Origin of the sequence: Massilia norwichensis, assembly GCF_024753245.1 — a bacterium.
Lineage (GTDB): Bacteria > Pseudomonadota > Gammaproteobacteria > Burkholderiales > Burkholderiaceae_D > Telluria > Telluria norwichensis.
Window position 1 is genome coordinate 83,363 of record NZ_JANUGX010000015.1, and the last position, 12,466, is coordinate 95,828.

A 12,466-nucleotide genomic window follows, 5' to 3' on the forward strand; every position below is an offset into this window, starting at 1 on the left:
GTGCATGAGCATCGAAAAAATCGATCGTAGACAGGAAAATAACTCGTTTTCCTTCCAGCCCCCGGCTGGCCATAATGGCATCCATCGACACGCCAGGAGATCACGTATCATGGACATCACGACGCACCGCGGCCAGGGGCCGATGCAGCAAGTCATCGAGATCGGCCCGCACCGCTTGCTGACCGACGTCGCCCCGGCCTTCGGCGGCGAGGACAGCGGCCCCGAACCGCACGACCTGCTGGCGGCGGCGCTGGCGGCCTGCACCACGCTGACGGTCAACCTGTACGCCAAGCGGAAAGGCTGGCAGCTCGACGACGTGCAGGTCACGATCCGGCATGGCCAGGAAGGCGCGGCCTACGCCCTGCACCGCAGCATCCGCTATGTCGGACAGTTATCCGAAGAAGAAAAGCAGCGCCTGACGGACATCGCCAACAAGTGCCCGGTCCACAAGACCCTGTCCGGGCAGATCCAGATCACCACGGAGGCAGCATAAAATGGAACGCGATCAACAAAGTGGCTACGACGCCCACGACGAGCAAAGCATGCTGGAAACCATCGTGGTGCCGCGCACCCATGACCTGGGCGGCGGCTTCGAAGTACGCCGCGCGCTGCCGCACGTGAATCGCCGCATGGTCGGCCCCTTCGTCTTCCTCGACCAGATGGGGCCGCACGTGTTCAATGCCGGCACCGGCATCGACGTGCGCCCGCACCCGCACATCGGCCTGTCCACCGTGACCTATCTGCTGGAAGGCGAGATCTCGCACCGCGACAGCCTCGGCACCGTGCAGGACATCCGTCCCGGCGCCGTCAACTGGATGACGGCCGGGAAGGGCATCGTCCACTCCGAACGCACCGGCCCGCTGGTGCGCGCCAATGGCTCGACCCTGCACGGCCTGCAATGCTGGGTCGCGCTGCCCAAGGCGAAGGAAGAAAAGGACCCGAGCTTCACCCACATCGAAGCCGAGCGACTGCCGGTGCTGGAAGGCGAGGGCGCCACCGCCCGCATCGTCGCCGGCGAGTTCTTCGGCAAGCGCGCCCCGGTGCCGGTCGAGTCGCCGATGTTCTACGTCGACCTGGCGCTGCAGCCGGGCGCGCGCCTGCCCATGCCGGCCGAGTACGGCGAGCAGGCGATCTACGTGGTGGAGGGGACGCTGGACCTGGGCCGCGACGGCCGCTTCGGCCCCGGCCAGCTGCTGGTACTGAAACCCGGCGCCGCCGTCACGCTGGCCGCGGCCAACGGCCAGGGCGCGCGCGTGATGCTGCTGGGTGGCGAACCGATGGATGGGCCGCGCTACCTGACCTGGAACTTCGTCTCCAGCTCGGCAGACCGTATCGAGCAGGCCAAGGAAGACTGGCGCGCGATGCGCTTCCCGAGCGTACCGGGCGAGACCGAGTTCATCCCGCTGCCGGATACCCTGGGCCGGCCGGTGCGCTATCCCTGAGTCAGGCCTGGGCCGGCGGCTGCAGCGCCGCGTGCACGGCGCCGAGGATCTGTTCGGACAGCGCCGGATCGGCGACCGCGCGCGACAAGGTCAGCGCGCCGACCATGGCGGCCAGCGCGACCAGGCCGCCGTCCGCGCCGCCGGCGGCAGGCGTGCACTCCTGCACCCGGGCCGCCATGCGCCGCGCCAGTGCATCGGCGCTGGGGTTGGGCTGGCCGCGCAGGCCGAGTTCCGCGCACAGGGTGGGGAGCGGGCAGCCGGCTTCGGGATGGTCGCGGTGGCGCGTCGACAGGTAGCTGGCCAGCAAGGCCTGCAGTTGTTCCGGCGCGGGCGACGCCTGCCACTGTTCGTCGGCCTGCGCGACCGCCGCGTCCAGCGAAGCCTCGACCAGCGCTTCCTTGGACGGGAAGTGGGCATAGAAGCCGCCGTGGGTCATGCCGAGCGCCTTCATCAGCGGCACCAGCCCGGTGCCCTCGATGCCGTCGCGGCGGAAACGGCGCGAGGCTTCGGCGATGATGCGTTGGCGCGTTTCCGCCTTGTGATTCTGCGAGTACCGCATGTGCTCCGATTTGATATGTTGCCTTAGCGAAATTGTAAATCTTTCGGCTGTGTCAGGCAACATTTGTCGGCATCGATTTCACGCAGGGCGCGCAGCATGCTCCCGCAGGTAGGCCGCGCAGTCTTCCGGACTCAGCGGCTTGCTGAAATAAAAGCCCTGGATCTGGTCGCAGCCGGCGGCGCGCAGTCCGTCGAGCTGCTCCTGCAGTTCGACACCCTCGGCAATCACCTCCAGGCGCAGGCTGTGCGCCATCGCGATGATGGCCTGGACCATCGCCAGCGAGTCGGCGCTCTGGTGCATGTCCTGCACGAAGGAGCGGTCGATCTTGAGCTTGTCGACGGGCAGGCGCTTCAGGTAGCTGAGGCTGGAATAGCCGGTGCCGAAATCGTCGATGCTGAGGGTGCAGCCGAGTTCGCGCAGGCGCGCCATCAGGTCGGCGCTGCGCTCGGGGCACTGTACCGACATGCTCTCGGTGAGTTCCAGTTCGAGATCGCCCGGCGCCAGTCCGGCATCGCGCACCACGGTGGCGACGCAGCCGACGATGTCGGTCCGGTGGAACTGGCGCGCCGACAGGTTGACCGCCACCGGCACCGTGGGCACGCCGGCGGCGCGCCAGGCACGGCACTGGTCGACGGCGCTCTTCAGCACCCATTCGCCGATCTCGACGATCAGCCCGGCCTCTTCGGCCACCGGGATGAATTCGACCGGCGAGATCAGGCCGTGCTGCGGATGGCGCCAGCGCAGCAGCACTTCCAGGCCGGCCACGGAGCCGTCCTTCAGCGCGATCTTCGGCTGGTACATCAGGAACAGTTCCTTGTGGTCGAGGGCGGCGCGCAGCTGGCCTTCCATCGTCAGCTTGCGGTTGAAGGCCTGCTTCAGCTCTTCCGAGAAATGCTGGATCTGGCCGCCGCCCATCAGCTTGGCGCGGCGGGTCGCCAGGGTCGCGTTGTTCAGCAGGACGTCGGCGCTGTCGCCGTCGTGCGGGTAGATCGCGTAGCCGATGCTGCAGGTGAGGGGGATGGCGCCGCCGCCCGGGGTCTTGAACTCGCGGTGCACGGCCTGCATGATCTGGCGCAGGCGGTCGCGCGCCACGCTGTCGTCGCCGAGGCCGGGCAGCAGCACCACGAACTCGTCGTTGCCGACCCGCGCCAGCAGGTCTTCCGGCCGCAGCACGCTCTGCAGGCTCCAGGTGATCGAGACCAGGGCCTGGTCGCCGGCGTGGTGGCCCAGCAGCTCGTTCAGGCGCTTGAACTTGTCGAGGTTGATCGCGGCGACCAGGGTCGGCGTGCCCTGGCTGCGCCATTCGGCCAGGCCCTTGTCGATGGTGCGCGCCAGCGCCTGGCGGTTCGACAGCCCGGTCAGCTGGTCGTGGTTGAGCAGGAATTCGACCTGGCCGGCGGCCGCGCTCAGCTCGGGATTGGCGGCGTCCAGCAGCACGTGCGAATACAGGGCCTGGGCCGCGGTGGCCAGCTGGCGGTGGTGGATCAGCTGTTCGACCATGCGCGCCAGGTCGCGCAGGATGTCGAGGTCCTCGCCGCCAAGCTGGCGCGGCACTTTGTCGAGCACGCACAGGGTTCCGATCGGCATCCGGTCCACCGAGTACAGCGGCACGCCGGCATAGAAGCGGACATGCGGTTCCCCTAGCACCAGCGGATTGTCGCGAAAGCGCGGGTCCTGGGTGGCGTCGCCCACCACCAGCGGTTCGTGGTCGAGGATCGCGTGGCCGCAGAACGAGATGTCGCGCGCGGTTTCGGTGGCCTCGAAGCCGCAGCGCGACTTGAACCACTGGACGTCCTTGTCCACCAGGGACACGAGGGCGGTGGGCGCGTGCAGCAGGCGCGCGGCCATGCGGGTGATGCGGTCGAAGGCTTCTTCGGGCGCGCTGCCGAGCAGGCGGGTGGCGTGCAGGGCAGTGAGGCGGCGCGCTTCGTCGACGGGGAGGTCTGGAATCTGCATGGTTTTGTCTTGCCGGATCTGATGCTCTTGGTTCCATTCTGCCATGTGCGGCCGAACTGGAGCGCAGGCATCGGTGCGCGCGCGGCACATTTGACTTTATCGACCGCCCCCGCTTGCGATAACATTTGCAACGGTGCCCCGCGCGGCGGCGGATGGAGACTCAAATGAAAGCGATCGTAACCGGCCACACCAAAGGCCTCGGCGCCGCCCTGGCGCGCAACCTGCTGGCGCGCGGCGTGCCGGTGCTGGGCCTGGCCCGCACCCGCTCCGACGGGCTGGCGCAATCCTGGCCCGACCTGTTCGAAGAGGTGGAGCTGGACCTGGCCGATGGACCGGCCCTGATGGATTGGCTGGGCGGCAGCGCGCTGTCCGACTACCTGGACGGCACCGGCGCCGTGCTCCTGCTGAACAATGCGGGGATGGTGAACCCGGTCGGACCGCTCGAGGAGCAGGACCCGCGCGCGGTGCTGCGCGCCGTGACCCTGAACGTGGCGGCGCCGATGGCGCTGGCGGCGGCCGTGGTGCGCGCCAGCGACGGCGGCTCGACGCGGATCATGCACATCTCGAGCGGCGCCGGACGTCACGCCTATCCGGGCTGGAGCGTCTACTGCGCCACCAAGGCGGCGCTCGACCACCATGCGCGCGCGGTGGTGATGGACGCCGAACAGGATGTGCAGATCTGCAGCCTGGCGCCGGGCGTGATCGACACCGGCATGCAGGCCGAGATCCGCGCCAGCTCCGAAGAGAACTTCCCGATGCGCCAGCGCTTCATCGACCTCAAGGAAACCGGCACCCTGGTCGACCCCGACGAATGCGCCGAGCAGCTGGTCGACTACCTGCTCGGCAAGTCCTTCGGCGATGAGGTCGTGGCGGATCTCCGTACGCTCGGCGCATAGGAGGGATGCCCGGGCGGCACGGGCGGTATTGATTGTACGCAAGATACATCCGCAGCGCGGGTGGGACTATTCAAAGATGGATGAGCTCCTGCGCTACTACGAAGAAGAGTTGGGACTGTTCGGACAGTTCGCACGCGAATTCCGCGCCCGGTATCCGAAGCCGGCCGGCGAGCTGCACCTGGCGGGCGAAACCTATGAGGATCCGAGCGTCGCCCGGCTGATCCAGTCGGTGGCCCTGATGAGCGCCAGGATCCGCAAGCGCCTCGACGACGACTACCCCAAATTCACCGAATCGCTGCTCGAAAGCCTGTACCCGCACTACCTGCGGCCCATGCCTTCGCACACCATCGTGCAGGTCGGCGGCCAGGGCGATGCCGAACTGCCCGACGCGCCGGTGCTGCTGCCGCGCGGGACCATGCTGCGCACCAGCGCCCGCCACGACAGCCTGATCCTGTTCCGCACCGTCTACGACGTCCTGCTGGCGCCGCTGCGGGTGGCGCAGCTGGCCCTCAACCCGCTGGCGAAGGCGCCGCGCTCGCTGCGCCTGCCGCGCGGGGCGGGCAGCGCGATCGCCATCACCATCGATACGCCGGGCCCGCGCCCGCTGGCCGACAGCCTGCCGTCGCGCCTGCGCCTGTTCGTCGACGGCGAAGCCTCTACCCGCGCGGGCCTGATCGACGCCTTGTTCCTGCGCGGCGCCTGCGCCTTCGTCCAGGCCGGCGGCGAGGCCGCCTGGCTGCCGCTGCCGAATGTGCCGCTGGCCCTGGCGGGCTTGAGCGAGGACGATGCGATGATCCCGTTCCCGGCGCGCGCCCATCCGGCGCTGCGCCTGCTGAGCGAGTACTTCTGCTATCCCGACAAATTCCATTTCATCGACCTCGACACCACTGCCTTGCGCGCGCTGCTGCCGCCGCGCTGCACCAGCTTCACGCTGCACGTCGTACTGCGCGGCGTGAGCGGCGAGTCCGACGCGGCGCGCCTGCTGGCCGGGCTCACGGCGCGCAATCTGCTGTTGGGCTGCACCCCGGCGATCAATCTGTTCGCCAAGGCCGGGGCGCCGCTTCAGCTGTCCCATACCAGCGCCGACTACCCGCTGCTGGCCGACGGCGCGCATGCCGCCGACTACGAGATCCACAGCGTCGACGCGGTGCGCCTGGTGCGCGAAGGCGCCGGCGGCGCAGGCGGCATCACCTCGTTCGCCCCGCTGTACGTGGCCAGCGAGGGCGCGGCGCCGGACGCCAGGCATTACTGGATCACGCGGCGCGACCATGCCGTGGCCGCCGTCAGCCCTGGCCACGAAATGCGCATCGCCCTGATCGACGCCGACTTCCGCACCACCGACGCCGCCGGCGCCGCGGACTGCCGGACCACCTTGTCCACGCTGCTGACCTGCACCAACCGCGACCTGCCGGCCCAGCTGCGCTACGGCGATCCGCAGGGCGACCTGCGCACCGACGAGCTGGCGGGCGCGGCGCCGATCCGCATGCTGCGCAAACCCAGCCCCACTTACCGCTTCCCCAGCGCGCGCGGCGCCCACTGGCGCCTGATCTCCCACCTCTCGCTCAGCCATGCCAGTCTGACCATGGCCGGCCTGGACGATTTCCGCAAGATGCTGGCGCTGTACGACCTGCCGCATTCGGCGGCCGCGCAGCGCCTGATCGCCGGCATCCACGGTCTCGAGCACGGCGCGGTGCGGGCCTGGGTCAGGACGGCGCCGGTGTCGACCCTGATGCCGGGCATCGGCATCCGCATGACCGTGGATGAAGAGGCCTTCGCCGGCAGCAGCCTGTTCGTGTTCGCCAGTGTGCTCGACCATTACTTTGCGCTGAACGGACAGCTGAACTGCTTCACGCGGCTGCAGCTCGTGTCGCGCCAGACCGGCCAGGAGCTCCTCGCATGCGAACCCCGCCACAGCAGCCGGGCGCTGGGCTGATCGGGCGGCTGCTGGCCGAGCCGCAGCGCTTCGAGTTCTTCCAGGCGGTGCGACTGCTCCTGCTGTGGCTGGACGAGCAGGGCGTGCCGCCGCGGCGCGCGCTGGAGCAGCACCTGCGCTTCCGGAACAGTCTGTCGCTCGGCTTCCCGGCCGCCCAGGTCGAGGCGATCGCGGCCAGCGCCGCCGAGGACGGGACGGCGCCGCAGTTCCACCTGACCCCGACCTTCATGGGCCTGCTGGGCGCACACGGCGTCATGCCGGCGCACGTGACCGAGCGCATCGCGGCCTGGGAATCGGCCCAGGGCGATGCCGGGCTGGCCGAAGCGCCGCGCGCCTTCCTCGACATCTTCACGACCCGCATGCTGGCGCTGTTCTACGGCGCCTGGCGCAAATACCGCGTCGAGCACGCGGTGCGCGAGGGCGGCGACGGCTTCCTCCCTCTGCTGCTGGCGCTGGCCGGCTTTACTCCCGGCGCGCCGCACGAGGCGGTCGGCGACGCCACATTGGCGCGCTACGCCGGGGTGCTCAGGCAGCGCCCGGCTTCGGCGGTGGTGCTGGGGCGCGTGTTGTCTCACCATTTCGGGGTGCCGGTGGCGCTGGAAGAAGGGATCGGCTTCTGGGACCTGCTGGCGCCCGATGAGCAGACCCGTCTGGGCGGGGCCGCGCTCGGCCAGGACGCCATGCTGGGCGAGCGCAGCTGGCGCCCGGACCTGCGCGTACGCGTGCGCATCGGCCCCTTGCTGCGCGCGCAGTTCGAACGCTTCCTGCCGCGTGCCGAAGGGGCGCGGGCGCTGCGCACGCTGCTCGGTCTGTTCGCGGCGCCCACCCTCAGCTACGAGGTGGTGCTGGTGCTGGCGCACAGCGAGCTGCGCCCGGTGCGGCTGGCCGGCGGCCCGCAGCGCCTGGGCCGCGACAGCTTCCTGATCACGGCGCCGGCCCTGCATGACCGCGCCGACATGGTCTACGATGTGCGGCCGATGCCGCCGCTGCCGCCGGGCCCGCCGCCCTTCGAAGGGGACGATTTGGCGGACCCCATCGCGGACGGGGCTTGACCTTCCCATCGTGGGAAGGATTATCCTGTCGTTGACTGACAGGAGCACAACATGGAAACCACAAGCGAAACCGCACCGGCCGCGCTGCAGCTGGCGGTGCAGGGCATGACCTGCGCGTCCTGCGTGGCGCGGGTCGAGAAGGCATTGAAGAAGGTCCCCGGCGTGAGCGACGCCAGCGTCAACCTGGCAACCGAACAGGCGACCGTGCACGGCGCGCACCTGGATGCGGACGCCATCGTCGCCGCGGTGGCCCAGGCCGGCTACGAGGCGGCGCCGGTGCAGCGCGGCCAGCCGCGCGCAGAGGCGCCGCGTTCCGGCCTGCCGACGTGGTGGCCGGTGGCCGCCGCGGCCATCCTCAGCCTGCCGCTGGTACTGCCCATGCTGGTGCACGCCTGGATGCTGCCGGGCTGGCTGCAACTGCTGCTGGCGACGCCGGTGCAGTTCTGGCTGGGCGCGCGCTTTTACCGGGCCGGCTGGAAGGCACTGCGGGCCGGGGCCGGCAACATGGACTTGCTGGTGGCGATCGGCACCTCGGCGGCGTATGCGCTGTCCGTCTATGAACTGGCGGCCGATCCGCTAGGGCACGGCATGCCGCAGCTGTATTTCGAGTCCTCGGCGGTGGTGATCACGCTGGTGCTGCTCGGGAAGTGGCTGGAAGGCCGCGCCAAGCACCAGACCGTGGAAGCGATCCGCGCGCTGGAATCGCTGCGGCCCGATACCGCCCTGGTGCGGCGCGGCGGCCAGGATATCGCGCTGCCGCTCGAACAGCTGCGCGCCGGCGATGTGATGGTGGTGCGGCCCGGCGCGCGCGTGCCGGCCGACGGCCGTGTGCTCGAAGGCAGCAGCCACCTCGACGAATCCCTGCTGACCGGCGAAAGCCTGCCGGTGGCGCGCGGTCCGGGCGAACCGGTGCTGAGCGGCGCCGTCAACGGCGAGGGCATGTTGCTGGTCGAAGCGACCAAGGTCGGCGCCGACACCATGCTGGCGCATATCATCCGCATGGTCGAGGATGCGCAGGCGGTCAAGGCGCCGATCCAGCGCCTGGTCGACCGCGTGAGCGCCGTGTTCGTGCCGGCGGTGCTGCTGATTTCGCTGGTCACGCTGCTGGGCTGGGGCCTGGCCACCGGCGACTGGCAGCAGGCGCTGCTGAACGCGGTGGCGGTGCAGGTGATCGCCTGTCCGTGCGCACTGGGCCTGGCGACGCCGACCGGGATCATGGTCGGCACCGGGGTCGCGGCCCGCCACGGCATCCTGATCAAGGACGCCGAAGCGCTGGAGACGGCGCACGCGGTGCGCACCGTGGTGTTCGACAAGACCGGCACGCTCACCGAGGGCAAGCCGCTTGTGGTCGCAGTCGAAGGCGCGGATGCCGGCCGCCTGCTGGCGCTGGCCTGGGCCGTGCAGCAGTACAGCGAACACCCGCTGGCCAAGGCGGTGGCGCAGGCGGCGCAGGAGCGCGGGCTGGCCTTGCCGGCGGCCGGCGAGGCGGCGGCGCTGCCGGGCCGCGGCGTGCGGGCGCGGGTGGGCGCGGCAAACGTGTATCTTGGTAACCGGCGCCTGATGCAGGAGATCGGCGCCGCGTTCGACGCCTGGGAAGATGCCGCGCGGCGCCACGAAAGCGATGGCCGCACCGTGTCCTGGCTCGCCGTGGAAGAGGGCGGCGCCGTCCGTATCGAGGGCGTGCTGGCCTTCGGCGACCGCCTCAAGCCGGGCAGCGCCGCCGCCATCGCGCGCCTGAAGACGATGGGCGTCGATGCCGTGATGCTGACCGGCGACAACCGCGGCGCCGCGGCCCTGGTGGCGCGCGAACTGGGCCTGGCGCGTTACGTGGCCGAGGTCCTGCCCGCCGACAAGGCCGCCAGCGTGCGCGAACTGATGGCCAAGCGTGAAAACGGCAAGGTGGCGATGGTCGGCGACGGCATCAACGACGCCCCGGCCCTGGCCGCGGCCGATGTCGGCATCGCCATGGCCGGCGGCACCGATGTGGCCATGCACACGGCCGGCATCACGCTGATGCGCGGCGACCCGCTGCTGGTGGCGGACGCGATCGCGATCTCTTCGGCGACCTATCGCAAGATCCGCCAGAACCTGGCCTGGGCCTTCGTCTACAACGTGGTCGGCATCCCGGTCGCGGCGCTGGGCTTGCTCAATCCGGTGCTGGCGGGGGCGGCGATGGCGCTCAGCTCGGTCAGCGTGGTGAGCAATGCGCTGCTGCTGCGGCGCTGGAAGCCAACCGTTTCAACGATTTCAACTGTTTCAACCAAAGGAGAAAAGACGATGTATGAATTGACCGTGGAAGACATGACTTGCAAACACTGTGTGGGCCGTGTGACCAAGGCGGTGCAGGAGATCGACCAGGGGGCCAAGGTCGATATCGACCTGCCGACCAAGAAGGTGAAGATCGACAGTTCGGCCGACCTCGACCGGATTGCGAAAGCGATCGATGAGGCCGGCTATCCGGTCAGTGCGCGCGCCTGAACTCAGTGCGCGCCGAGTTCGGCCAGGCCTTCGATGAAGATCTGGAGCAGCAATTCGCCGATGACTTCCAGGATGGCTTCGAGCATGGCTCAGACCACCGGTTCCGGGCTTGGCGCCGCCAGCGCGACCGTCCAGTGGCCGTTCGCATCCATGCGGGTGTCCAGCAAATCGTAAGTCTTCACCATGTCGAGCAGGCCCGAATGGCCGTAGGTCTTGGTCGAAAACGCCGGGTCCGTATGCTTCAGGTAATTCCCTAGCGGCGAAAGCGAGACCCGGCCGTCCGGCGTACTGGCCGCCAGCAGCGACACCGCGTCGATCACCATCCGCGGCCGCCGCTTGGGCAGCGGCTTGGGCGCTTCCTGGCGCGGGCTGCCGGCTTTGCGGACAGGATCCACCGACGGCGTCGGCGCTTCGCTCGCCGGGGTCCATTCGAAGAAGCGGTCGCTCGCATGGCGCAGCGCTTCCGGCGTCTTCGGCTCGCCGACGATGCAGACGGTGGCACCGCGCTCGCGCAGCTTACGGCACAGGTAAGCGAAGTCCGAGTCGCTCGTCACCAGGCAGAAGGTATCGGCACGGTCGTCGAAATGCGCTTCCAGCGTATCGAGCGCCAGTGCGATATCGGCGGTGTTCTTGCCGGCCGCGTACTGGAACTGCAGGCAGGGCGTGAAGGCGAACTTCACCAGCGCTTCCTGCCACCTCTGCACCAGCGTCTCCCGGTTGCCATAGCCGCGGCGCATGACCACGCGTCCGAACTGCGCGGCCATGCGCAGTGCATGTTCGAGCACATCGGGCGACACGTTGTCGCAATCGACCAGAACAGCGACGCGGGCTTCGCGCGGGGGAGGGAGGCTCGTCATGATGGGCGATAGAAGTTGTTCGATAGAAATAAATGTAATCCAAGAAACTGGTTTTTACCAGTGCGGCGTGCAAACCGGTCACTCATGTAGAATCGGCAAGCATGCAAGATGAACAAGCGCTTCCATACGAAAGGCATTTCATGGCAAAGACCGACCTGTCGAATTACAACCTCGCCGAACTCAAGGGCCTGCAATTCGATATCGAAAAGGAGATCAAGTCCCGCCAGCAGGACGAGGTCAAGAAGGCGCGCGAGCAGATCCTGGCGATTGCCCAGGATGTCGGCGTGCCGGTGGCGGCCCTGATCAAGGTGAACGGCGCCAAGGCAAATGGCGCCAAGACGGGCGCCAAGAACGGCGCCGCGCCGCAGGGCCAGGCGCGCTACCGCAACCCGGCCGACGAAGCGCAGACCTGGACCGGACGCGGGCGCCAGCCGAAGTGGATCGCCGAGGCCCTGGCCGGCGGCAAGTCGCTCGACGATTTCCGGATCTAGTCGCGTTCGTCACCGATAAGAGGTGTGGCGTATCATACGGCCTTCGACACACCTGAATCCGATTTATGAATTTTGAAGACGTAGCAGCGGCGGCCAGCCGGCTGCAGGAAGGCGGCACACCGGTCACCATCGACACCGTGCGCGATGCGCTTGGCGGCGGCTCGGCCAGCGCCATCTCGCGCCATCTGGCGGACTGGCGCGCGGCCGCCGAGCCGGCGCCCGAACCGCCCCGCGCCGAACTGCCGCCCGAGCTGCTGGACGGCCTGGCGCGCTGGGCCCAGCAATTCGCCGAAGACGCGGGCAGCGGCACGCGTGCCGCGCTGGCGCGCCATGAAGAAGAACTCGAAGCCCTGCGCGAAGCCGGCGACACGCTGGAAAGCGAGCGCGATGCCGTGCAGGCCCGCCTCGACGAGACCAGCGCGGCGCGCGACGAAGCGCTGGCCGCCCTGGCCGAGCGCGACGAGGAAATCGAGCGCCTGAACGCCGAGCTGCGCAACGCCAAGCAGGTGGCGATGGACGCGCTGGTCGGCAAGGCCAAGGACCAGCTGGCGATCGAAGGCAAGGACGCCCAACTGGCCGACCTGCGCAGCCAGCTCGAAAAGGGCGTGACCCAGAACGCCAGCCTGTCCGACGCCCGCCTGGCAGCCGAGATGGAACTGGTGGGCGCCAAGACCGCCCGCGACAGCCTCGAAGCGGAAAATGCGGAGCTGCGCAAGCAGATCGCGGCGCTGCGCAAGAAACCGGCTTGACGTCATAGCTCGCCTTGACGTCGTCATCCCCGCGAAGGCGGGGATCCAAGCTT

At 69.0% G+C, this 12,466-nt stretch carries 11 protein-coding genes; 8 read left to right on the forward strand and 3 right to left on the reverse strand.

The genetic code is table 11. The features are described 5' to 3' along the window. Positions 1-109: 109 nt before the first annotated feature. Both NX782_RS13990 and NX782_RS13995 read left to right on the forward strand, forming a co-directional pair. Positions 110-493 carry an OsmC family protein gene (locus NX782_RS13990; protein ID WP_258846083.1) on the forward strand — a complete coding sequence of 128 codons (384 nt, stop codon included), beginning with the start codon at positions 110-112 and terminating at the stop codon, positions 491-493. A 1-nt stretch (position 494) separates the two neighbouring features. Continuing rightward, positions 495-1,442 carry a pirin family protein gene (locus tag NX782_RS13995; RefSeq protein WP_258846084.1) on the forward strand — a complete coding sequence of 316 codons (948 nt, stop codon included), beginning with the start codon at positions 495-497 and terminating at the stop codon, positions 1,440-1,442. Position 1,443: 1 nt separating this feature from the next. On the opposite strand, the gene NX782_RS14000 is transcribed toward NX782_RS13995, so the two are convergent. After that, the gene (locus NX782_RS14000; RefSeq protein ID WP_258846085.1) at positions 1,444-2,001 is read right to left on the reverse strand and encodes a TetR/AcrR family transcriptional regulator; all 558 of its coding nucleotides are present in this window, start codon (positions 1,999-2,001) and stop codon (positions 1,444-1,446) included. 78 nt (positions 2,002-2,079) lie between these two features. Then, entirely contained in the window at positions 2,080-3,957 is a 1,878-nt protein-coding gene (locus NX782_RS14005) for a putative bifunctional diguanylate cyclase/phosphodiesterase (RefSeq protein ID WP_258846086.1), read from the reverse strand. Positions 3,958-4,121: 164 nt separating this feature from the next. Here NX782_RS14005 and NX782_RS14010 point away from each other — a divergent pair, with 164 nt between their 5' ends. The 4 genes from NX782_RS14010 (at position 4,122) to NX782_RS14025 (ending at position 10,316) form a co-directional block, all read left to right on the forward strand. Continuing rightward, positions 4,122-4,853 carry an SDR family oxidoreductase gene (locus NX782_RS14010; RefSeq protein WP_258846087.1) on the forward strand — a complete coding sequence of 244 codons (732 nt, stop codon included), beginning with the start codon at positions 4,122-4,124 and terminating at the stop codon, positions 4,851-4,853. A 76-nt stretch (positions 4,854-4,929) separates the two neighbouring features. Next, on the forward strand, positions 4,930-6,786 hold the full coding sequence (gene tssF / locus NX782_RS14015) for a type VI secretion system baseplate subunit TssF (RefSeq protein WP_258846088.1): 1,857 nt from the start codon (positions 4,930-4,932) through the stop codon (positions 6,784-6,786). Continuing rightward, positions 6,750-7,838, forward strand: coding sequence for a type VI secretion system baseplate subunit TssG (tssG, locus tag NX782_RS14020; RefSeq protein WP_258846089.1), 1,089 nt, complete (start codon positions 6,750-6,752; stop codon positions 7,836-7,838). The genes tssF and tssG overlap by 37 nt, the downstream gene beginning before the upstream one ends. Positions 7,839-7,889: 51 nt before the next feature. Further along, positions 7,890-10,316 (forward strand): heavy metal translocating P-type ATPase, encoded by a 2,427-nt coding sequence (locus NX782_RS14025; RefSeq protein WP_258846090.1) that lies wholly within the window; start codon positions 7,890-7,892, stop codon positions 10,314-10,316. An 89-nt stretch (positions 10,317-10,405) separates the two neighbouring features. On the opposite strand, the gene NX782_RS14030 is transcribed toward NX782_RS14025, so the two are convergent. Then, positions 10,406-11,173, reverse strand: a complete 768-nt coding sequence (locus tag NX782_RS14030; protein ID WP_258846091.1) for an NYN domain-containing protein — start codon at positions 11,171-11,173, stop codon at positions 10,406-10,408. A gap of 140 nt (positions 11,174-11,313) precedes the next feature. Here NX782_RS14030 and NX782_RS14035 point away from each other — a divergent pair, with 140 nt between their 5' ends. After that, positions 11,314-11,664 (forward strand): H-NS histone family protein, encoded by a 351-nt coding sequence (locus tag NX782_RS14035; RefSeq protein ID WP_258846092.1) that lies wholly within the window; start codon positions 11,314-11,316, stop codon positions 11,662-11,664. 65 nt (positions 11,665-11,729) lie between these two features. Continuing rightward, positions 11,730-12,413, forward strand: coding sequence for a DNA-binding protein (locus tag NX782_RS14040; protein ID WP_258846093.1), 684 nt, complete (start codon positions 11,730-11,732; stop codon positions 12,411-12,413). The last annotated feature ends 53 nt before the right edge of the window (positions 12,414-12,466 follow it).

Bases quoted from the DNA above. Each gene is read 5' to 3' on its own strand.
- NX782_RS13990 (WP_258846083.1), top strand. From the start codon at position 110: ATGGACATCACGACGCACCGCGGCCAGGGGCCGATGCAGCAAGTCATC.
- NX782_RS13995 (WP_258846084.1), top strand. From the start codon at position 495: ATGGAACGCGATCAACAAAGTGGCTACGACGCCCACGACGAGCAAAGC.
- NX782_RS14000 (WP_258846085.1), bottom strand. From the start codon at position 2,001: ATGCGGTACTCGCAGAATCACAAGGCGGAAACGCGCCAACGCATCATC.
- NX782_RS14005 (WP_258846086.1), bottom strand. From the start codon at position 3,957: ATGCAGATTCCAGACCTCCCCGTCGACGAAGCGCGCCGCCTCACTGCC.
- NX782_RS14010 (WP_258846087.1), top strand. From the start codon at position 4,122: ATGAAAGCGATCGTAACCGGCCACACCAAAGGCCTCGGCGCCGCCCTG.
- tssF (WP_258846088.1), top strand. From the start codon at position 4,930: ATGGATGAGCTCCTGCGCTACTACGAAGAAGAGTTGGGACTGTTCGGA.
- tssG (WP_258846089.1), top strand. From the start codon at position 6,750: ATGCGAACCCCGCCACAGCAGCCGGGCGCTGGGCTGATCGGGCGGCTG.
- NX782_RS14025 (WP_258846090.1), top strand. From the start codon at position 7,890: ATGGAAACCACAAGCGAAACCGCACCGGCCGCGCTGCAGCTGGCGGTG.
- NX782_RS14030 (WP_258846091.1), bottom strand. From the start codon at position 11,173: ATGACGAGCCTCCCTCCCCCGCGCGAAGCCCGCGTCGCTGTTCTGGTC.
- NX782_RS14035 (WP_258846092.1), top strand. From the start codon at position 11,314: ATGGCAAAGACCGACCTGTCGAATTACAACCTCGCCGAACTCAAGGGC.
- NX782_RS14040 (WP_258846093.1), top strand. From the start codon at position 11,730: ATGAATTTTGAAGACGTAGCAGCGGCGGCCAGCCGGCTGCAGGAAGGC.